This is a genomic window from Microcoleus sp. Pol11C2, assembly GCF_036701505.1.
Classification (GTDB): domain Bacteria; phylum Cyanobacteriota; class Cyanobacteriia; order Cyanobacteriales; family Microcoleaceae; genus Microcoleus.
In genome coordinates this window covers 192,520-215,300 of the sequence record NZ_JAUBQX010000005.1, presented here as the reverse complement: position 1 = coordinate 215,300, position 22,781 = coordinate 192,520, and the positions used below count along the sequence as shown (strand labels likewise).

General features: G+C 45.2%; 14 protein-coding genes. 8 read left to right on the top strand and 6 right to left on the bottom strand.

Going from position 1 to position 22,781, the window contains the following annotated elements; genetic code table 11:
* Window positions 1-289: 289 nt before the first annotated feature.
* On the bottom strand, window positions 290-3,673 hold the full coding sequence (gene treS, locus QUA42_RS05475; protein WP_333135800.1) for a maltose alpha-D-glucosyltransferase: 3,384 nt from the start codon (window positions 3,671-3,673) through the stop codon (window positions 290-292).
* 428 nt (window positions 3,674-4,101) lie between these two features.
* Between treS and QUA42_RS05470 the strand changes: the two genes are divergently transcribed.
* Entirely contained in the window at window positions 4,102-4,332 is a 231-nt protein-coding gene (locus QUA42_RS05470; RefSeq protein WP_333037381.1) for a photosystem II protein, Psb35-related, read from the top strand.
* 185 nt (window positions 4,333-4,517) lie between these two features.
* On the opposite strand, the gene QUA42_RS05465 is transcribed toward QUA42_RS05470, so the two are convergent.
* Window positions 4,518-7,457, bottom strand: a complete 2,940-nt coding sequence (locus QUA42_RS05465; RefSeq protein ID WP_333037380.1) for an AAA family ATPase — start codon at window positions 7,455-7,457, stop codon at window positions 4,518-4,520.
* Window positions 7,458-7,732: 275 nt separating this feature from the next.
* Here QUA42_RS05465 and QUA42_RS05460 point away from each other — a divergent pair, with 275 nt between their 5' ends.
* From QUA42_RS05460 to QUA42_RS05450, 3 genes are all read left to right on the top strand, one after another.
* Window positions 7,733-9,148 carry an MBOAT family O-acyltransferase gene (locus QUA42_RS05460; RefSeq protein WP_333135799.1) on the top strand — a complete coding sequence of 472 codons (1,416 nt, stop codon included), beginning with the start codon at window positions 7,733-7,735 and terminating at the stop codon, window positions 9,146-9,148.
* Window positions 9,149-9,153: 5 nt separating this feature from the next.
* Window positions 9,154-10,143 (top strand): DUF459 domain-containing protein, encoded by a 990-nt coding sequence (locus QUA42_RS05455; protein ID WP_333135797.1) that lies wholly within the window; start codon window positions 9,154-9,156, stop codon window positions 10,141-10,143.
* Window positions 10,144-10,419: 276 nt separating this feature from the next.
* A complete protein-coding gene (locus tag QUA42_RS05450) occupies window positions 10,420-12,195 on the top strand; it encodes a hypothetical protein (RefSeq protein WP_333135795.1) in 1,776 nt (591 codons plus the stop codon).
* Between the two features lie 94 nt (window positions 12,196-12,289).
* Here QUA42_RS05450 and gloA read toward each other — a convergent pair whose 3' ends face one another.
* The 4 genes from gloA to QUA42_RS05430 form a co-directional block, all read right to left on the bottom strand.
* Window positions 12,290-12,718, bottom strand: a complete 429-nt coding sequence (gene gloA, locus QUA42_RS05445; protein ID WP_333052871.1) for a lactoylglutathione lyase — start codon at window positions 12,716-12,718, stop codon at window positions 12,290-12,292.
* 110 nt (window positions 12,719-12,828) lie between these two features.
* Window positions 12,829-13,341, bottom strand: a complete 513-nt coding sequence (locus QUA42_RS05440; RefSeq protein WP_333135793.1) for a cupredoxin domain-containing protein — start codon at window positions 13,339-13,341, stop codon at window positions 12,829-12,831.
* Between the two features lie 19 nt (window positions 13,342-13,360).
* Window positions 13,361-15,616, bottom strand: a complete 2,256-nt coding sequence (locus QUA42_RS05435) for a heavy metal translocating P-type ATPase (RefSeq protein ID WP_333135791.1) — start codon at window positions 15,614-15,616, stop codon at window positions 13,361-13,363.
* A gap of 35 nt (window positions 15,617-15,651) precedes the next feature.
* Window positions 15,652-15,846: a heavy-metal-associated domain-containing protein gene (locus tag QUA42_RS05430; RefSeq protein ID WP_333135789.1), complete on the bottom strand. Its 195-nt coding sequence runs from the start codon at window positions 15,844-15,846 to the stop codon at window positions 15,652-15,654.
* Window positions 15,847-16,165: 319 nt separating this feature from the next.
* Here QUA42_RS05430 and QUA42_RS05425 point away from each other — a divergent pair, with 319 nt between their 5' ends.
* The 4 genes from QUA42_RS05425 (at window position 16,166) to QUA42_RS05410 (ending at window position 22,762) form a co-directional block, all read left to right on the top strand.
* Window positions 16,166-16,888, top strand: coding sequence for a DUF305 domain-containing protein (locus tag QUA42_RS05425; protein WP_333135787.1), 723 nt, complete (start codon window positions 16,166-16,168; stop codon window positions 16,886-16,888).
* A gap of 348 nt (window positions 16,889-17,236) precedes the next feature.
* Window positions 17,237-17,434 carry a hypothetical protein gene (locus QUA42_RS05420; protein WP_333135785.1) on the top strand — a complete coding sequence of 66 codons (198 nt, stop codon included), beginning with the start codon at window positions 17,237-17,239 and terminating at the stop codon, window positions 17,432-17,434.
* Between the two features lie 193 nt (window positions 17,435-17,627).
* Window positions 17,628-19,583 carry an efflux RND transporter periplasmic adaptor subunit gene (locus QUA42_RS05415; protein WP_445301290.1) on the top strand — a complete coding sequence of 652 codons (1,956 nt, stop codon included), beginning with the start codon at window positions 17,628-17,630 and terminating at the stop codon, window positions 19,581-19,583.
* A gap of 65 nt (window positions 19,584-19,648) precedes the next feature.
* A complete protein-coding gene (locus QUA42_RS05410; protein ID WP_333135783.1) occupies window positions 19,649-22,762 on the top strand; it encodes an efflux RND transporter permease subunit in 3,114 nt (1,037 codons plus the stop codon).
* Window positions 22,763-22,781 lie beyond the last annotated feature (19 nt).

The window sequence follows — 22,781 nt, the reverse complement described above, 5'->3', positions numbered from 1 at the left end:
TTCGGGCAAAGCTGAGGGAACGAAAGCCTCATGAACTTTATGGCTGGTCGAATCAGAGTCTGTTGTCTCGACTTCCAAAATGGATACAATTAGGTAAGAATCGAGAAGAAATTATCAAAGCGATCGCAAAGATACGTGAATCAGTTGTGACTCTTACCTAATATTCGCCGCGGGAAATGGTTGTTCAAGCAGATTTCGTATCATGTAAGGTGCGTGACTTTCCAGCATCTCGCTGCCACTTGAGTGGCTAGAAAGTCACGCACCCTAACGAGGGTAGATAAACCCGCCCTTATAAATTCAGCAACTCTACAATCCGCTGAAGCGGAATGTGGGCCCAATCCAAGCGGTAATTAAGTTCGTAGGCTAGCTCGCCAACCGCTTTTTCCAAAATGTAAGCATCCAGCAAAACTTGTAGTTCCGGTATAGATTTGGGCAAGAAATCTGCATCGGCTGCTGTTGCCAAATAGCTCTTAACAAAAGTTAGGCTGACCCAGCGGTGCCAAACGTTCGCCCACTGCTGCATCTCCGGGAGATTTTCAGGGCGAATCATCCCACTTTCTACTTCATTGCGGAGTGCCAAAGTAACAGCGTAACTTATAGATTGCAGCATTCCCGCAACATCTCGCAGGGGCGACCTCTTCATCCGCCGCTCGTTTAATGGTCGATCGCGTTCTCCTCCGAAGTCAATAATTACGAAGTCTTTGCCTGTATAAAGAACTTGCCCGAAATGAAAGTCTCCGTGACAGCGAATTCTATCGGTCGTGATTCTCAAGTTCAAAATAGACTTGAAACGTTCCATGAGCAAATCTTCGCGGTTGAGCAGCTTTTGCGCCGATTTTTGTATTTCGGGCGGCAGTTTGGACATCCGTTTTTTCAGATCCAGCAAAGTTCTTCCTGCCAGATTTCTCATGTGTTGATAGATGGAACGCTGGTAAAAGGAGGTGAAGCTTTCTGGGGCAAAAGCGGGATTTTCTGTGTCACCAGTTAAAGCGAGGTGAAGTTCGGCTGTCCGCTGACCTAAAAGTTCGGCTGATGCTAAGTAAGAGCCGATGAGTTCGCGAGCTAATGCAGGAATTTCTAGGGATAAATCCGCTACTAGCGAGTTTGAGTTCCGCTGCATTGGTCCGGTCAAAGCGCTCGGTAAATAATTTTCGGGGGCAGTAGATAAATTCTCGCCGGAATGCTTTGCTTCTACGGTCATTACTTGCTCGAAATAGTCGCGCAGTGTGTCTAATGTATAAGACCAAGCGTCTATGCTGTCGGGGATTAATTTTTGCAGTATTCCGACGGTAAAGACTTGTTTTCCTGGTGTGTGATATTCCAATGCTCCGGCAATTGGAGCGTAGTGTTGAATCGAGTTGAGATGGGTTAAAAAGCGTCCGATTTCTAATTCGGGGTTGATTCCTTCCTCGACTTTCCGCAATATTTTCAGGACGAAGCGGTCGCCGTAACCTGCGGATGTATTGCTTTGTTCTTTTTTGAACAGGTGAGGGTCGAGCTGCGATAAATCTTGTTCGGAGTTGAATGCACTGTCGGCAATTCCTAGCAGTTGACCTGCAGCACCTCTGTAACTGCGAGAAGTGGCGATCGCCCCCAGCAGCGCGCTCAGAAAACCTTTGTCCCCCGCAGCGTCAAATAGTACCCCGACTTCCTTGTTGGTTTCTGGGAAGTGGAGGCGCGCGATCGCCCGATCGTCCACATCGCCTTTCATCTCTTCCCAGCCTAAAGGCAAAACGTAAGTTTCCGGCATACCTTCAGTATAATTCAACTGCAAAAACAGAATGTAAACTTGAGATTGCTCCCCCGCACTATCTTTACATTCAATCGGTACAATCTCACTTATTTCTAATGATTGAATTGTCCGAGCTGTACCGCTAAACCAGCGATGGCGCCGCAGGTATCCCGGCAAAATATTAAGCAGCATCTCGCTTAACTGACTTGTAGCAAAAGCAGTTTTCCAATTGCCTATCACCGCCAAAGTAGGCAAGTCTGTGGGAACACCGTGCAGCGCCAAATCTTCATGTTTAACAGTAAGAGTAAACCAGTAAAACGTGTGAGGACTCAAGCACAAAAAGTAAGGCGACTCGCCAACAGGAGGAAACTCCGTGCGGCCGAAAATCTCCACCGGAACAGCACCTTTAAAGGGCGCAAGGTCTAATTCTGCCGTCTGGACGAAGCGCGACAAATTAGCCACTACGAGGATGTGTTCGTCTTGATAAGTGCGTACAAAAGCTAAAACTTTGCGGTTTTCCGGGTAGAGAAACTCGCAAGTTCCGCGGCCGAATGCTTGGAAGCGCTGCCTAATTGCAATCAGGCGTTTCATCCACCACCAAAGAGAACTCGGATTCGCCCGCTGCGCGTCCACGTTAACAGATTCGTAGTGATATTCAGGGTCAACAATTGGCGGTGCATACAGTCGCTGCGGGTTAGCACGGCTAAAACCGGCATTGCGATCGCCACTCCACTGCATCGGAGTTCTCACCCCGTTGCGATCGCCCAAATAGATATTGTCTCCCATGCCAATTTCATCGCCGTAGTAAAGCACCGGCGTACCCGGAAGAGACAGCAGCAAAGCATTCATCAACTCGATGCGGCGGCGGTTATTTCCCATCAAAGGAGCCAAGCGGCGGCGGATTCCCAAATTAATTCTCGCCTGAGTGTCTTGAGCGTAAACCCGATACATATAATCTCGGTCTTCATCACTCACCATTTCCAGCGTCAATTCATCGTGATTCCGCAAAAATAATGCCCACTGACAGTTATTGGGAATCTGCGGAGTTTGCTGGAGAATGTCGCTAATTGGGAAGCTATCTTCCATATACAAAGCCATAAATAAACGCGGCATCAGCGGAAAATGAAAGTTCATGTGACATTCATCCCCGGCAGCGTAATATTGAACTGCATCCTCCGGCCACTGATTCGCCTCAGCAAGCAGCATCCGGTTCGGAAATTTCTCATCTACGTGCTGCCGCAATTGCTTCAGGAATAGGTGAGTTTCTGGCAGGTTTTCGCAGTTAGTACCTTCGCGCTCGTAAAGGTAAGGCACCGCATCCATCCGCAGTCCGTCTACTCCTAGTGCCAACCAGAAATCTACCACATCTAAGATGGCTTGGCGGACTGCCGGATTGTCGTAATTCAAATCGGGTTGGTGGGAATAAAAACGGTGCCAGTAATAAGCTTTTGCTACAGAATCCCACGCCCAATTAGATGTTTCAAAATCTTGGAAAATAATCCGAGCATCTTGATATTTTTCCGGCGTGTCGCTCCACACATAAAAATCTCTTTCGTTACTTCCTTTCGGGGCGCGGCGCGCTCGCTGAAACCAAGCGTGCTGGTCAGAAGTGTGGTTAACAATTAACTCAATAATGACTCGAATTCCCCGCTGGTGCGCTGCTTCTAAAAGGTCTTTAAAGTCCTCTAATGTGCCGTAAATCGGGTTTACGGTGGTATAGTGAGATGTATCGTAGCCGTCGTCTCGGAGCGGCGAGGGAAAAAATGGTAGTACCCAAATTGCTGTTACTCCCAAGTTTTGCAGGTAATCCAGTTTTTCTGTCAGCCCTCTAAAGTCGCCGATGCCGTCTGCATTGCTGTCGGCAAAAGCCCGAACTGGTACTTCGTAAATAATCGCGTCTTTGAACCACAACGGGTCGTCATTTAACATTGAGTTTGGCATGATTTGTAGGGATGATTGGTAATTGGTAATTTGTACTTAAAATTTGGTAATTGGGATTTGTTAGTTCCCATCCAAACTGATAAATCATAACTTATAATTTGGCCGCTATTCCTCATGCCAGCCGCAGACTTTTAATCGTAATTTATTAACGCAAAACTTATAATTTCTTAACTATAAAATTTCAACAATCTGTTTGCTATTTCGGATACAGTTCACAATCCGGGTACTGTGCTAGCTACCGATGCGCCGTAGTGCCCACCATACATACTCTCGCTCTCTCTCCTTCTTCCCCTCTGGCCCTGCCGTCAAAGGTGCGGTATTTACTACCTGCCGGACGGTTGCCACGACATTACAGTACCTTGACGTTTATTACTAATTTTCGTTACATTAGTTTACATAAAGCAACAAAAGTTAAGGAAAAAGCAAATATGGCTATTGTAATCTCTCTTTTAATCGTCGGTTGGGTCGCAGCAGCATTAATTGGCACTCAAGCATATTTCCTCGGGGAACAGTCAAAGCCCATCCACGAGCGGAATTGGAACGATGAATCTTTTGAAAAATTGGCTGTAGCAATCACAGCAACAGAGATGGATTACAGCGTTCGCGTTCCTGCCTATAGCATGGATGCCTATGGTAGCCGCACCATCTCGAATTCTTGATATCAAGTAACAGGTTTCACCATTTTCAATAACAGGCAGGATGCCTGTTCCACAAGAGAATTGATGGTTTGTGGAACAGGCATCTTGCCTGTTCCTAATTTTCAATAACAGGGCGGATGCCTGTTCCACAAGAAGACTTATTATTTGTGGAACAGGCAGGATGCCTTTTCCTAGCTGTTCGGCAACTACAAACTATTACCGACTAGCGCTGGGCGAGAATCTTTTTTGCGAAACTGCAAAGTGTTATTTTCGCAGTCGATCGCAATTGTATCTCCCTCCACAAACGCATTTTCCAGAATCTTGTTTGCCAGCGGGTTTTCCAGCTCCCGCTGGATGGCGCGTTTCAAGGGACGAGCGCCGTAAACCGGGTCGTAACCTACATCTGTGATATGGTTTTTTGCCGCATCGGACAGTTCCAAAGTGATTTTTTGCTCAGCCAACAAACGCTCGATCCGCTTCACTTGGATACTGACTATTTGCCGTAGTTCGACCTTGCTCAAAGTGTGGAACAAAATTATCTCGTCCACCCGATTGAGAAATTCGGGCCGAAAGTGCGATCGCAGGGCTGTCATTACCCGTTTTAACATCTGTTCGTACTCTTGGTCGGTCTCCCGTTCTTGAGTCAATAAATTTTCATTTTCACTCTTGTTTTCACTCTTGGTTACACTATCAACATCAACTCGCTGGGCAGACACCTCAACAGTACCATCGGCAGCCACTTTATAATCTGTCTTTTGACTTGACAAATCTTTCGTTTCCTGCTTCCGGCTAGCAGGTTTTTTGACGGTTTTTTCCTTCTTAGTAAACACGTCTAAAATGTGGTCGCTGCCGATATTGCTAGTCATCACAATTACGGTATTTCTAAAGTCAACCACTCGACCTTGAGAATCGGTAATTCTGCCGTCATCCAACACTTGCAGCAAAATGTTAAATACGTCCGGGTGCGCTTTTTCCACTTCGTCAAACAGCACTACCGAATAAGGATGTCTCCGCACTGCTTCCGAAAGTTGTCCCCCTTCATCGTAACCGACATATCCGGGGGGAGCTCCTACCAACCGGGAAACGCTGTGTTTCTCCATGTATTCCGACATATCGATGCGGACGATCGCATCATCGCTGTCAAACAAAAACTCCGCCAACGCCCGCGCTAACTCAGTTTTGCCGACGCCTGTCGGGCCCATAAACAAGAAAGAGCCGATCGGTCTTCCCGGATCTTTCATGCCCGCCCTAGCCCGCCGAATCGCAGCAGCCACGGCTGTTACAGCTTCCTCTTGACCGATGACTTTTTGGTGCAAGTGTTTTTCCAATTGCAGCAATTTTTGGCGTTCGGATTCTAACAATCGGTTAACCGGAATGCCCGTCCATTTAGCGACAATTTCCGCAATATCGCCCTCAGTAACTTTTTCCCGCAGCAGGGAAGAACCTTGAGCTTGCTGTTTCAAAAGTTCCGCTTCTTTCGCTTCGCGATCGCGCACCGCAGTTTCCAACTTGCCGTACTTTAACTGTGCGGCTTTATTCAAATCGTAAGCCCTTTCTGCTTGTTCGATTTGCACTCGCAGTTGGTCTTCTTCTGCTTTCAATTTATTGATTGCATCCAACAACTGCTTTTCGCCCAACCACTGAGAAGACAATTTTTCCTGCTTGACTTTTAAGATGTCAATCTCCGATGTGATGCGTTCGACGCGGAAGCCGAGCCCAGGGGCGAGAGCACCTTTTCCTTCGCCTTCGATCGACAATTTTTCCATTTCCAACTGCATCACCCGGCGGTCGATTCCTTCCAATTCCACAGGTTTAGAGGTAATCTCCATTTTCAAGTGGGCGGCCGCTTCATCTACAAGGTCGATCGCCTTGTCCGGCAAAAAGCGATCGGAAATATAGCGAAAAGACAAAGTTGCAGCAGCTACCAGGGCCGAATCAGTAATTTTTACCCCGTGGTGGCGTTCGTAACGGTCTTTCAATCCGCGCAAAATCGAAACAGTATCTTCAACGCTGGGTTCGCCGACAAATACTTGTTGAAATCGGCGTTCTAGTGCAGGATCTTTTTCAATATTCTTGCGGAATTCGTCGAGAGTTGTAGCGCCGATGCAGCGCAATTCGCCTCTCGCCAACATTGGTTTTAACAAATTTCCCGCATCCATTCCCGAACCGGAACTGCCACCGCCACCAGTGCCAACAACGGTGTGCAATTCGTCAATAAATAAAACAATTTGCCCGTCGGAATCGATGACTTCCCGCAGAACAGACCGCAATCGTTCTTCAAATTCGCCCCGGAATTTTGCTCCAGCAATTAAACTGCCCATGTCAAGGCTAAATAGCTGGCGATTTTTCAAAGATTCCGGTACGTCACCGTTGACAATTCGCTGGGCTAAACCTTCGGCGATCGCAGTTTTTCCGACTCCGGGATCTCCAATTAACACCGGATTGTTTTTTTGACGGCGAGAAAGAACTTGCACCACGCGGCGGATTTCCTCGTCGCGGCCGATTACTGGGTCGAGTTTGCCGGCTTTGGCGGCTTCTGTCAAATCGCGGCCGTACTTGCTGAGGGCGTCCGAGTTAGCTTCGCCATCTTGATCTTGGGCTTTAGCGCTGCTGCGGCTGCCTTTCCCAGTTTCGGAATTTTTTTCTTGGGCTTTAGCAGTGGCGCGGAAAGATTTGATTGCTTCTTCGAGTTTTGGTCGATCGAGCGTACCGGCTGGGGGTTTGCGATCGTAACCGGGGCGGCCCGGCGGGCCGTCGCCTTTTGTCAGCAACCTGCGGCCGACTCGTTCGTCTTCTACTAAGCCAATTAATAAATGTTCAACGGCGATAAAATTATCTTGCCAAGTCGCCCTGGTGGCCTCGGCAACATCTAACATCACTTCTAAGCCGCGACCGAGGTATAGTTGGTCAGCGTTGGCAACTCTGGGCTGTCGTTTGGCAAAAGCATCTAACTGCTGCGCCAAGCGGGGGGCATCGACTCCAGCTTTGCTGAGAATGCTGTTGGCCTGGCCTTGCTGTTCGAGAAGGGCGATGGCTAAATGTTCAACCTCTAGCTGCTGATTGGCAAAGCGGCGGGCTACATCCTGGGATTTGACAATGGCTTCCCAGGCTTGATCTGTAAATTTGCTAGGGTCTGTTGGCTGCACGTTGGTTCCTCGCAATCAAGGGGATTCCTGTTGTTATCCGTTAATACATCGTCTCACAACCATCATAATCTTTAAACAGGATTATGAATTTATGAGTGCGGTTAACTAGGGCGGAAGTTGTGGCATAATTGGCCTCTTACAAAAGCTTACAGTCCGCAATCCACCCCGAAATTTGGTGAGGTCAGACCGACTCTGGCGATTCCCTTCGGGATAGTTTCGCTGGTCGTACTTATAAAAATATTGCCAGAAACAAGATTTTTTATCGGCTGAGACTTATGCTATTTCCCACTTACCAATTTCTAGTTTTTTTCCTAATTATTTTTAGCCTGATAGTCTCTGTGAAACCCCAAGTCAATTTGTATAAAATTGTCTTGTTAATTTCAAGTTTATTATTTTATTCCTTTTGGAGTTTCGACTTTCTCTTGCTCCTCGTTTTCTCTACAGCCTATAACTATATCACTCTCCGGGTTCTCTGCAACAATAAGTATAAAAAATTTGCTTTAATCTCCGGCTTAGTTTTCAACATTGCTTATCTCGGCATCTTTAAATATTGCAACTTCTTTGTAACTTCTTTATTTGAGATACTGAACCAGCTACAAATTCCCGCCAGCTTTCCAGTTTTGCAAATAATTGCCCCCGTCGGCGTGTCTTTCTACACTTTTAGAATGATTTCTCATTTAATCGACTGCTACCAGCAAAAAATACCCTGTCCAAAATTTATAGACTATGCGGCCTACATTACCTACTTTCCGCAAATTGCCTCTGGGCCAATCTCGCGAGCTCGCGAATTTTATTGGCAGCTAAATTCACGGAAAAAATACGACTATCAAATTGAAGAAGTTATAGTTTTGATTTTGTCTGGACTCTTCAAAAAATATACTTTATCGAGCTTTTTGTTTAACTTCACTGACTTACCCTTCAAAGTACCCCAGCAGTACAACCGCATCGATTTAATCCTCGCAGCAATTTCCTATTCCTGTTTAATTTACGTAGATTTCAGCGGCTATTCAGATTTAGCCAACGGCATCTCCTGTTTGCTGGGTTTCAAACCCATTGCCAACTTTAATATGCCATACCGATCGCTCAGTCTGCAAGAATTTTGGAAAAGGTGGCACATCAGTCTTTCCGAGTGGCTGAGGGATTACGTTTACTTTCCCTTGGGCGGTAACAAATACGGCAAGTTGAGGAAGTACCTAAATCTATTTTTAACAATGGCGATCGGTGGATTTTGGCACGGCGCAGGTTTAAACTTTATTTTCTGGGGAGCAATTCACGGTTTAGGATTAATTGTCAACCATTTATGTAAAGATATTCCCCAAGCTATCCACTTTAAATTAGACTATGCCTTTCCCAGATTTGCTAAATTTTGCAGTTGGCTGCTAACATTTACTTTTGTTACTTGTAGCTGGGTATTTTTTGGCACTCCCAATTGGGAAACTGCGGTGAGTTTTTTTGAAGGAATTTTCCATCCTGCCGTCGCAACTTTTCAATTTAACTTTTGGCAATTGTATTTAGTAATTGCGGTCATTGGCGCGCTCAACTTGTGGGGCGATCGCATCTCCCAACTATTGCAAACCGTATTGTCATTAAAAAACATTTTCTTTCGGGTTGTCTTAGTTTCACTGCTCGTGTATACTATCTTGATGTTGGGGCCAAGTACCGTCGCGCCTTTTATTTACTTTAATTTCTAAGAAATATGAAAGACCGGGAATTTTTGCTGATTGTTACTTCTGTAATTCTCACTTTAATATTTTCAAACTTATCATTATTTCTAAAAAGCTTTGCTTCAACTCCTTTCGCCAGTCCAGAAATTAAACAAGCCGCGCGCCAGATAGAAATAGACGGTTTCAGAAAATCCGAACAAGATTTTTGGAGCAAAATTAAAGATATTAACTTCGATAACCTCCCCAAAGAACCAGAAATTTCATCTGTCCAAACCGAAACAAAAGCAACCGTTGAACCCCCAAAGCCTGGTAATCCTAAAAAACCAACCCCAGCTAAAAAAACACCCCCAGCTCAACCTAAACTGACCAGACCTTATCGCCGATTTTTATTTATTGGAGATTCCGTAATGTTCGACTTAGGAATTCAACTCCAGTACAGTCTTAAGAAAAAATACAATATCGCCGATACGAAAATTGACTACAAGGTCGCGACCGGATTAAATCGGATAGATTATTATGATTGGTATGCCAGAACTCGCCAAACTCTTAATAATTACCAGCCGGATGTAGTGATAGTTTTGTTCGGAGCCAATGACCGTCAAAATATCATTGACTCTCAAGGAAAAGCCTGGAGAATAATGACCAAAGAATGGCAAAAAGCTTATCAAGAAAGAGTAGAAAGATATGCCAATTTACTTGATTCGTCATCCGTAAGAAAAGTGTATTGGGTCGGTCAATCGATCCCTAACAAATCTTCGTATCTCAAAGCTTTTTACCTGATGAACGATATTTATAAAAATGCCAGCAAATCTTCATCCAAAATCGAATTTATTTCTACTTGGGACACTTTTGGACAAGGAGGAAGATTTGTTCCAGTAGTTGCTAATAAATCGGGTAAGCGAGGCTATGTAAAAAATAATGACGGCTTGCACTTTACATCCCACGGAGCTCAAATTATCAGCGACTTACTCGTTGACCAAATGGTAAGCGACAAAATATTAAAAGCTCAGACAAAAAAATGACTATAGTAGGTTGGGTTTCGTTGCCCAACCTAAAATTTAGACATTTCACCAATTATTGCAAAATAATATATTTAGTTCGGGACGCACATTTGCCTTGATTAACTAGGTTTTTAGGGAAAATCTAGGCTTGAGTTATAATAAATTTACTCGTGAAACCGGGTTTATAACTCCCTATGCGTTCAGGACTAATATTGACAAAAAGCCACAGTAAATGTAATGCTGAATTCAGCATCCAACAACGGCCTCCATATCTAGCAATTGTCATGGCGACAAATTATGACGAGCAATATGTGGAAACTCGATCGCACTAACATCCCTGAGTCAATGGGGTGCAGCGGCAGAGCGCTAATCTTCACTCTCACTAAATATACTCAACCTTGGCAAAGAATAAACCTAGTTAAAAAAATCCTGCAACAGTGCGGCATCGAGCCTTTTGCTGAAGTTTTGGGCGTACCCAACAGCGGAATATTCAGAGAAAATATACCGGAATCCCTCAGAAAACCGCATCCGAATTTGCTGTTTCGCGCTTTGGCAATTCAGGCATTTGGGAAGGTGGGAGAGGGGCTGATATCAAGTGAGAGAAAGGCTAGAGCAAGTAATTTTAGCAAAAATCTGCTGGCGGCGTTAGAACAGGAAGCGCGAGGGGGATCGACTCCTTTAATTCGGTGGTCTGCGGCTGTTATTATTAAGTCAATTTGGTTGGATGAAGCAGGGCAACAACAAGGCAAGGAAGGTGCTGTCAATGTCACAATCAATGCAGAGGAAATTGAGCGACGGGTTGTAGAAGAGCAAATTCAACTATTAGCAAGCAACAAATTTGCTTTGGGCGACAGCCGCAGAAATGACAGCCACAAGGAATATGAGAATTGTCTCGATTTTTGGGTGTACGGCCCTAGCTGGCTGCTGCCGAGCCTGGCAATGGATTGCGACGAATATCTGTTTTGGATCGATCGAGTATTTGCTGCGATCGCACTTAGGGGCCCGTACAAATTGAGTGCCGACAACGATGCAGGGGTAACAAACTTTTTGGAAGTGGCAGAAAATAATTTTAATGACTTGGAATTCTCCAAAATACTTGCCAAAATTTTTGAGTTTCTGCACCACCCGGAAGCGAGAGTTAAAAATCTAGCTACAATTATTTTAGAACCTTACAAAGACAAGATTGACCGAAAATCGGCGCAGATTCTGACAGCGCTCCTATATAAATTTAATGTAAAATATCAGCCTTTAGAATCCCTTACTATTCCCGAAATCGAGGAGTACAAAGCGTCACTATATTTCGGTAAAATGGAAATTGACGACTTGTATTGTGAGGCTTTGGCGCTGTGCGGCGATCGGGATGTCGAACTCGCAAGTTTCTTGTCCGCTAAACAAAGGGAATACCAACATACTCTACAGGAGTATATCAACAATCTCAGCAAGTTAGTTAAGTCAATCATAAATTGCCAGAGCTTGTTAGATGCTAATAGGGAACTTTTGTATTTGACTGTAGATCGGCTGGAAAAATGGGATTACACTCTAGACAATAAACTGGCGGCGCACCGCAAAAAAATTCAAAACCTGAGCTTGGATAAAAGTACCTCCGAGCAGTGCATAAACCTCGACAATGAACTCAATTATATCAGAGATTCTTTGCAGTATACATTGTATGAAGTCACATCAAATATTAACAGTCAAATTAGAGAGTTAGAACTTTCGGCATCCAAAAATAGCAAGACGGCAACAGATATGTTTAGGTGGACGTGGCTATTGTTCGCGGTGGGGTTTTCAGTAGGGTGGTTTTTTTATTTATCAAATTTAGTGATTAACTGGATATTCGGGGTCAGCTACACAAGCGAATTTCTAGTTTATTGGACTATTTTATTTAGTGTAATGGTGGTATTTTTATTAGTATTAGCTGTATTCTTTTCGGCGCTCGCTGCTTTAGACCAGCGCCGAGAATCTAAATTAATTCCTCAATTTGATAGCTTAAGCCAAATAGGGAGCAGTTTTTCTATATTGTGGCAAAAAATATATTTGCAGCAGTTTTTACCGTCGGTGCGATCGAATTAAAAGTTTCAGTTGACCGTTGTGGGTACGACTGTTGTCAAAAGGAAAACGGAAGAGGGAAGATAGTTTTTCCTTCCCCTTCCCCCTCTTAAGAAAGTTAGGATGCGGTTGTTGCTGCTACTTTCTGGGTGTTGCTACCTTGATTTTCCAGTTGAATTAATTCAACTTTATATCCATCTGGGTCTTGCACAAAAGCGATGACTGTTGAACCGTGCTTCATCGGGCCGGGTTCGCGACTAACTTTACCGCCGCGAGCTTTAATTTCTTCGCAAGTACCGTAAATGTCGTCAACGCCGATCGCAATATGACCGTAAGCATCACCCAAATTGTACTCTGTGACGCCCCAGTTGTATGTTAATTCCAAAACTGTAGTGTCCGATTCATCGCCGTAGCCCACAAAAGCCAGAGTAAATTTACCGTCTGGATAGTCCTTTTGCCGCAGCAATTTCATGCCCAGAACCTCAGTGTAAAATTTGAGGGACTCTTCCAGGTTGCCGACTCGGAGCATCGTGTGTAGTAGTTGCATTTAGCTCACTCCAAATTTTTTAAGCTTTCATCTATTTTAGCGATTTCTTGCTGAAAAAACTCGCGCCTCAACCGTCGCCATTGCCGCAGGTTGACAACTGTCTATTTGATTTAGCTTTGTACTTCCACCACACCCCTAAACATATTCATGCCGCAAGTAAATAGGTATCGTCCAGGTCTTTGAGGGGTGAATTCAACAGCCGTTAGCTGATTTAGAGGTAATTCTTGCACAATGTGGAAATCTGGTAACAACACTTTTTCAAGACAAATGTTGGGGTCGCGCCTCAAGAAATTGAGCCTGACTAATTGACCTGCTTTCACAACTACAGTAGCAGGCTCATAACCCCCGTCCACAGTAATAGTCAACTCTTGTATCCCCTGAATAGATTCAGCTTGCTGCCCTTTAGCTTTACTGAACAAAAACCACCACAATTCCAAACCGATTAATGTCAAACCACCTATTGTGACGCCAACTTTTAAACCTAGTGGCTGTTCAATGCTGCGGAATTGAGTCGTTGAAGTAGAATGCGGGACGGACATTTCGGAAGCTTGAACTCCCGATGCCATTCCCATCACAAGTCCTAAACTCGCGAGACTTCCCCAAATTTGACTAGGCTGTAACATTTTTCTAATTCCTCCAAATTTATGCACTAGATTTGGCTTGAAAATTCCGCAATCGCAAAGCATTAGTAACTACAGAGACTGAACTGAAAGCCATTGCTGCACCGGCGATAATTGGATTTAGCAGCCAGCCAAAAAAGGGGTACAAAATGCCCGCCGCGATCGGTATTCCAGCGATGTTGTAAATAAACGCAAAAAACAGATTCTCGCGGATGTTCCGCATGGTGGCGCGGGAAAGTTTAATTGCTGTAACTATGCCTTGCAAATCGCCTGAAATTAAGGTAATGTCGCTGGCTGCGATCGCCACATCGGTGCCGGTGCCGATCGCAATTCCCACGTCTGCTAAGGCCAAAGCCGGTGCGTCGTTAATCCCGTCTCCCACCATCGCGACAATTTTTCCTCCCCGTTGCAGGGCTTGGATTTGAGCTGCTTTTTGGTCGGGTCTAACTTCGGCAAAAACGCGCGTAATGCCCACGGATTGGGCGATCGACTCCGCAGTCGCGCGGTTGTCCCCCGTCAGCATCGCCACCTCCAAACCGAGCTTTTGAAGTGCTTTCACCGCCTGCGCTGACGACGGTTTGAGGGCATCCGCAATGCCCAGAATTGCCTCTATTTTGCCTTCTACAGCCATCCAAACAACCGTTTTGCTCGCAGCTTCCAAAGCTCTCCCGCGCAGTTCCAGATATTCAGTATCGCAGCCGAGTTCCTGCATCCACCTCAGCGTTCCCAGGGCGATCGACTTTCCGCCTACAACTCCGCGAACACCACTCCCCGCGATCGCCTCAAAATCCTTAACATCCGTCAAATTTACCTCTTGAGATTGAGCGTACCTCACAACAGCTTCCCCCAAAGGATGCTCCGAATTTTGCTCTACAGACGCCGCCAATTGCAGCAACTTTAACTCATTGCTGTTCGCCGTTCCTTTAATTGTCACAAAATCAGTTACTGTCGGCTTGCCTTCAGTAATAGTTCCAGTTTTATCTAACACGATAATTTGAATTTTATGAGACAATTCTAAACTCTCGGCTCCTTTAATTAAAATCCCATTTTCTGCACCTTTACCCGTGCCCACCATCACAGCAGTCGGAGTCGCCAAACCCAAAGCACAAGGACAGGCAATAATCAGCACTTCCACCATTGTCACTGTGGCTAGAGTGAAGTTTCCCGTCGCGTTAAACCAGATAATGAAAGTAGCTAAAGCGACGGCAATTACTATGGGAACAAACCAACCAGTCACTTGGTCTGCTAACTTTTGAATCGGTGCTTTTGAACCCTGTGCGTCCTGCACCATCTTGACAATTTGAGCTAAAAATGTATTTTTGCCAACTCTTGTCGCCCGAAATTTGAAGCTGCCAGTTTTGTTGATTGTGGCTCCGATAACTTCGTCGCCAAGCTGTTTTTTAACGGGCAAACTTTCTCCCGTAACCATTGCTTCGTCTACCGTCGAAGCACCCTCAATTACATCTCCGTCTACGGGAATTTGCTCTCCCGGCCGCACCTGCACGATGTCGCCAATTTCCACTTGGGCGATCGGCACTTCTAACTCTTCCCCGTTGCGAATTATCCGAGCAGTTTTTGCTTGCAAACCCATGAGTTTGCGAATTGCCTCCGAAGTCTCTCCCTTCGCCCGATTTTCTAGGGTTTTCCCCAACAAAATTAAGGCGATAACGCTGGCGGCTACTTCATAGTAAACGCTAGGAGTCAAACCTTGGGCAGTGAAGAAACCAGGAAAACAGGTCACAAATACAGAATAAAAGTAAGCAGCACTCGTACCCAAAGCAATCAGGGTATCCATTGTTGCTACGCGCCGTTTTAGGGATTTCCAAGCTCCCACATAAAACGATTTCCCGCACCAGAATTGTACTGGTGATGTCAGGACTAATTGCAGCCAAAAATTGTGCAGCCATGCGGGAATAAATGGCAGGTGCAAGCCGGTCATCGCTGGAATAGCGCCCACAACCAGCAGGATGCTGATGATACCTGCTGTCCAGAGTTTCCGCTGCAAGGTTTGAGATTCAGATTTGCGATCGGCTTGTTCGGAATCATCCTCTGGCGCCGCCATTTCTTGAAGCGGCAAAGCTTGGTATCCCGCATCATCAACCGCCGATTGAATTGTTTCTAAGTTGGTTTGCTGGGAGTCGTATTGGATGGTTGCTTGTTCCATCCCAAAATTGACATGACACTCAATTACGCCGGGAACAGATTGAATGGCTTGTTCGATAGATGAAGCACAAGAAGCACAACTCATGCCCCGCAATTTAAGTGTGAGATTGTCCATATATGCCATCCTCAATGAGACTTTACCCTTTGTCTTTAAATAGTTGGATAGCCCGCCGATGCGATCGCTTTCCTAACTTCACTTTCCGACTTAGCGGTTTGAATCGTGACCAATTTTGTCTTGAGATCCGCCTCAACACCAGCGGCTGAGTCAATGGCTTGGACTGCTTTTGTTATTGTATTCGCACAAGCAGAACAAGCCATCTTAGGAACTTTTAGCTGTAAAGTCATAGTTTGAACCTCAGCAGAAACTACTCTGCTCAATAAATGAATTAACTCCATTGTAAAGTCTCCAGTTCACTGGAGAGTCAAGAGGAATTGCGAAATAAATCAGAAATTCTCAAAAAAGTGGTTTGACACGCTACCCATAGGGGTAAGGCGCGCACTGTTCACCCTACATAATTCGGTTGTCAGTCCTGTAAATCTTAAATTTGAGTTCGATCGACGGCACAGCAATAATTCTTTACAATTCCGAGGCAAAAATTTCATCCTAATTTCATTTATATGTGGAAAGCTGAAGATAAATGGCCGTTTTAAGGATATAAAATCTATGAAACCAATTTCATTAAAAACAGGCTTTGCAGCCCTGATATTCACCGCCGCAGCCGCTTTAACCAGCGGAGTGCTTGCAGCTTGTTCAAAAGCCCCTTCCAGCGAAGCTCAAGCCCCAAATGTTACGGCTGCAACCGAAGCAAACAACAAGCAAAACGTGGCCCAAGGCGGTGGCATGAATCATGGCATGAATCATGGCACGAATCACGATATGTCAATGGATTTAGGCCCTGCTGATGCCGACTACGATTTGCGGTTTATTGATGGGATGACAGTACACCACCAAGGTGCTGTAAAAATGGCTCAAGATGTGCTTAAACAATCCAAACGCCCGGAAATGAAAAAACTTGCCACTGATATAATTGCTGCTCAAAACCGCGAAATCAATCAAATGAAAGAGTGGCGAAAAGCTTGGTATCCCAAAGCCAGCAGTACCCCGATGGCTTATCACGCTCCAATGGGTCACATGATGGCAATGACTCCCGAACAAATGCAAAGCATGATGATGAGCATGGATTTAGGGGCCGCTGACGACCAATTTGACTTGCGATTTATCAATGCGATGATTCCTCACCACGAAGGAGCTTTAGTGATGGCTGAAGATGCTTTGAAGAAGTCAAAACGCCCGGAAATGAAGAAATTGTCTCAAGAAATTATGACTTCGCAAAAGCAAGAAATTGAGCAAATGAAACAGTGGCGGCAAGCTTGGTACAAACAGTAATTTTGCTCACCTCAACAAAACGTGACCCAAATCCCGAAAATGAGTGACATTAATCACAGTAGCTCAAGAGTTCCGAAAATACTTGCTTCACCAAAGCAAGAAATTGAGCAAATGAAAAAGTGGCGACAACCTTGGTAGACAAAGTAATGTAGCTCGACAGTGGCTGTCAGCATTGGTCTGACTCCACCTCAGTTTCCTGAGAGTATCTACACATACTGTAGATAATTGAGCCGTCCTACCTCTAAAGTAGTAGAAAGTTACGTAAGAATACTGTAGACAATGGATCAGCCCTACCTCTAAAGTAGTAGATAGGTCAGCAAAAAGCTATATACATAGAGAGGGTAGTTTATGATATTGAATACCTTGGAATTAAACAGCACTTATAAATCAAATGCAGCCGTAGATGAGCTACTGAGCGAATTGACAAAAGAAATTGCAGCGCCAGCAGAGATAAAAAAACCGGAAAAAAATTTACAGCAAAATCGCTTGTCATTAGGCGAAACTTATCTTCGTATTTTAGAATCGGGTGGGCATCTGGGCTGCTGATTCAAAATTTCATCCTAATTTCATTTGACCGTGAAATACTAGGTTGAGTAGAGCATTTCTAGCTCTTGGTCATTGCTTAGCGGTCGCTTCTTGGAAAATGCTAATAAGTAACTTTACTTAATGGGTATCACTTACTTACCTTGGCAAAATACCAACTGCTAAACCTGTGGCACTCAACCTGATTTCAAGGACAATGCCAACGATGATATTCCACAAATATGCTCAATCTCGGGCAATTATTAGCAGATTTTCTGGAACGTTGTTCAGCCTAATTTGGCTAAGTTCTCCGGCTGTCGTTTTGGCACACGCGGGACACGGAGATGAATTTCACCAAAGCGGCGAAACAACTGAAACTCCTGCTGCTATTTCTGTCGATGCCGAAACAGCAAAACGATTAGGAATTAAAGTCTCCCCTGCCGCTCGCCAGCGACTAGATATCGGCATCAAAACCACAGGAGAAATTGAAACTTTACCCAACGAAAAAGTAGAAGTTACGGCTCCTGTTGCTGGGAAAGTAGTAGAGTTGCTCGTTAAGCCTGGGGACAAAGTATCAAAAGGTCAACTGGTTGCGGTTTTATCCAGTTCAGAATTAGGACAATTGCGGGTTGAATCTCTCTCGAAACGTGCCGAAGCTGAGGCAGATTTGCAGCAAGCGGAAGGCGATCTTAAACTAGCACGAGAAAATTACGATCGCCTGGTGAAAATAGCTGAAGCTGAAATAGCACAGGCCACAACTCAATTAGCAGCAACTAGCCAACAGTACGAAAAAGAGCAAGAATTAGTAAATAAGCGCTCTGTTGTCAAAGTTGCTAAAGAAAACTATCAGCGTCAAGTTGAAATAGCGCAAGCAGAAATAGCGCGGGCAGAAACTGAACTGACTGTGGCTAAAGAACAGTTCGATCGCGACAAAGAATTAGTGGCATCGGGGGCGATCGCGCGGCGCACAATGCTGGAATCGCAAGCCCACTTCGCCGAAGCACAAGCCGCTGTTGCTAAGGCAAAAAGCCGTCCTGAAGTTATCAAAGCCGAAACCGAAATTAAACAAGCCGAAGTAGACCTCCCTATGCGGGAATTGCGGGAATCTCAAGGCAGAGTAGCAGAAGCAAAAGCTCAACTTACCAGAGTTCAGAGCCGCCGGGAAGTCCTAGAAGCCGAGAACCAACTCAAACGCGCCAAAACTGCCGTCGAAGTCGCTCAGTCGCGCATTCGCTTGGCTGACGCAGCCTATCAAGCGCGACTCCAACAATTAGGAACTGTTGCCAACGATCGAGGACTCGTTACCGTAGTTGCTCCGATTTCGGGGACGGTAGCCGATCGCGAAATCACCCCAGGAGAGTCAGTAAACACTGAAAAACCGTTGATGAGTCTGTTAAATGACAGCCGCGTTTTTGCCACAGCCAATATTTACGAAAAAGACCTCAATAAAGTAAAACAGGGTCAGGAAGTCAGGGTAAAAGTCGCTAATTTACCCGATCGCACTTTCAATGGAAAAATCGCCTTAATTGGGTCATCCGTGGAAGGAGAAACGCGGGTGGTGGCGGTGAAAGCAGAACTAGATAATATTAACGGTGAATTAAAGCCAGGACTGTTTGCTGAGTTGGAGATTTTAACCGACAAAACTGCAACAAATATTTTAGCAATTCCGAGTGCGGCGGTAGTGGATGTTAGCGGCAAAAAAACCGTTTACGTCCAAAATGGCAATGCTTATCAAGTGGTTGAAATTGAACTCGGTCAAACGGCGGGAGATAAAGTTGAAGTGAAGAGGGGTTTATTCGAGGGAGATTTGATAGTAACGCAGCGAGCACCTCAACTTTACGCACAATCTTTGCGGGGCGGTAGCAAGCCCTCAAAAGACGATGAAAAGAAAGACGCACCTCCCAAGGCAACAGAGGTTAATTTTAATAATTTCCCCGTGTCTTTATGGTGGGCGGGAATAGGGGGAGGAGTTGCGATCGCATCTCTGACTTTCACAGCCGGCGTGTTGTGGGGAAATCGGCGCAAATTGCCAGCAATAGCAGCGGATTCTGGAAACAATGTCCGAAACAATAGTTTTTCCAGCTCTGCATCGACGTTGGACAATGAACTGCTGTTACACAATGACAACCATCAGGTTAAAACTCAAGAGATAGAAGTCAAGAGTTTGAAGTAAACAATTGCGTGAATATAGCAATTTAGTTTGCAGAAGTATGTATCTATTAACTCCAAGATAATAAAATGTTCAGCACTATTCTTAGATGGGTAATAAACCGCCGCTGGCTAGTTGTTATCGCTACCATTATTGTTAGCCTTTGGACATTTTCTATCATTCCCCAAATGTCGCTTGATGTATTCCCTCCTTTTGCACCCCCGCAAGTCGAAATTCAGACGGAAGCACCGGGACTCGCGCCGGAAGAAATCGAGTCTTTGGTAACACTACCGATCGAAAGTGCCATTAACGGAACTCCTGGGGTAACAGCAGTGCGATCATCTTCGGCTGTGGGCCTTTCTGCGGTTAAGGTAATCTTTGATTGGGGAACGGAAACTTATCAAGCGCGGCAGTTGATCACAGAACGCTTACAGCAAGCGCAAAGCAAACTCCCGGCTGGGGTAGAAACACCACAAATTTCTCCCACAACTTCTCCTGTGGGCACTGTTATTACCTATGCTTTTACATCAGAAACTACTCCTTTGATGGAAGTGCGCCGTCTGGTTGATTGGCAAGTCACAAATCGGCTTCTGGCAGTGACGGGCGTTGCTCAAGTAGTAGCTTACGGCGGCGAAGAAAGGCAGTATCAAGTATTAGTAGAACCTGCCAAGTTGAAAGCTTTTAATGTGTCGTTGCAGCAAGTTGCCGAAGCGGCTGCTGCTGCGAATGTTAACGCGCCGGGGGGGTATTTAATTACGCCGGATCGAGAAACTTTAATCCGGGGGGTGGGGCGGATTGAGTCTCTGGAAGATTTGCAGCAATCGGCGATCGACTCTCGCCACGGAACGCCCGTCAGAATTGGTGATGTGGCTGATGTCAAGATTGGGGCTGCTATCAAGCGGGGCGATGGCAGTTTTAAGGGCAAAAAAGCTGTGATTGTGATGGTAAACAGACAGCCAGTTGCTGATACTCCGACGGTAACTAAAGAGGTTGAGGCAGCAATGGCTGAGGTGCAGCAAGCTCTGCCAAAAGATATTAAAGTTACTGTGACTTTTCGACAGGAAGAATATATTAATTCCTCGGTGGAGAATGTGCGATCGGCTTTAGTTGAAGGCAGTATTATCGTCACCCTTATTCTCATCCCGTTTTTGATGAATTGGCGCACTCTGGCGGTTGTTTTACTAGATTTCTTTCTGACTTGGCTGTTGGCGCTGCTGGCGATGTATTGGCTGGGGCTGGGATTAAATACGATGACTTTGGGGGGTTTGTCGGTGGCGATCGGCACTGCGATCGACGATGCGATCGTCTATGCCGAAAATACCTACCGCAACTTGAGAGAAAATACGTCTTCTCTTCATCCTCGCCCGGTGATGGATGTGATTTTTGATGGCAGTCAGGAGGTGCGCGATTCGTTAATTGGAGCAACTGTTATTGGGATTGTGGTGTTTTCTCCTATTTTTACTTTGCCCGGTGTAGAAGGTCGAATTTTTACGCCTATGGGGATTACTTATCTGGTAGTTGTTGTGATTTCTAGTCTGGAATCGCTGTTAATATCTCCGGCCCTTTGCGCTATCTTGTTGCCTAACAAACGTATGACTGCTGCGGAACCTTGGCTGCCGAGATTTTGCAAGAAAATATATCACTTTTTTATAAAATTATCAATGCGCTATTCGGGAATAATTTTAGTTTTTGCTGCTGCTAGTATGGTGACTGCACTAATTATTTTGCCTTCCTTTGGACGGGTGTTTTTGCCGGAGTTTCAGGAGCAAACTTTGGTAAATACTATTATGCTTTATCCGGGGGTGTCTTTGGAAACAACAGATAGCGCGGCTTTTGCTATTGAAGATGCACTTAAGGATGATACCAGGTTTGAATACGTGCAAGTGCGATCGGGCAGAGCTCCGGGAGATTCTGATGCTGCGGGAGTCAATTTAGCTCACATTGATATCGGTTTAAGCGAGGCAGGGATGAAAAACAGGCCGAAAACTTTGGAATCGCTGCGGCAGGAATTCGCTAAATTGCCGGGAGTTGCACCAAATATCGGCGGTTTTATTTCTCACCGGATGGATGAGGTTTTATCTGGTGTCAGGAGTCAGATTGCTGTCAAAATCTTTGGCCCGGATTTGGATCAACTTCGCAGCATCGGTGCCCAAGTTGAAGAGCAAATGAAAACAGTTGAGGGAATTGTAGATTTTCAACTCGAACCGCAGGTGCCTGTGCAACAAATTCAAATTAAGTTTAACCGTCAAGCAGCAGGTAGATACGGTTTGAAAATCGGAGAACTTTCAGAAATAATTGAAACAGCTTTGAACGGCAAGGTTGTTTCTCAAGTTTTGGAGGTGCAGCAAACTTTCGATTTAGTTGTTTGGTTGCAGCCTGAAGCTAGAAATAACTTAGAAACTATTCAGAATTTGTTAGTTGATACTCCGAGCGGCAATAAGATTCCCCTCGCCCAAGTTGCTACTGTAAAATACGGTACGGGTCCAAATACGATTAACCGCGAGAATGTTTCTCGCTTGATTGTGGCAGCGGCTAATGCTAAAGGTAGGGATTTGCGATCGGTTGTGAATGAAATTCAAGCTAAAGTCAAACGAGAGGTAGAGTTGCCTTTTGGCTATTTTATCCAGTACGGCGGTCAATTTGAAGCTGAGCAAAGAGCTTCGCAAAATATTATGATATTTAGTGCGATCGCCTTTTTTGTAATTACAGTATTGATGTACTTGTCCGTCAAGTCTATCGCTTCAACTGCTATGATTATGATTAATTTGCCGATCGGATTAGTAGGAGGAGTAATTGCGGTAGCTTTGACTGGCGGCATCATCTCTGTAGCTTCCCTGGTTGGCTTTGTCACATTATTCGGCGTTGCTACCCGTAACGGCTTGCTTTTAGTAGACAACTACAACACTAAATTTGCTGAAGGACTGCCTTTTAAGGAAGCAATTATTAAAGGCTCGATGGAACGGCTCAACGCCATCCTGATGACCGCTTTAACTTCAGCTTTGGGTTTAGCACCTTTAGTCTTTGAAGGTGGGGCGGGCAAGGAAATTTTGCAACCGCTGTCAGTCGTAGTTTTAGGAGGGTTATTTACTTCTACAGCCTTAACTCTGTTAGTTTTGCCAGCTTTGTATGCTCAATTTGGGCATTTTTTACGACCTCAACAACCTCAGCCAGTTCTTGAAGACGGGAAGGTAGTTAATGTGTGATAATTTCTAATTATTGTCA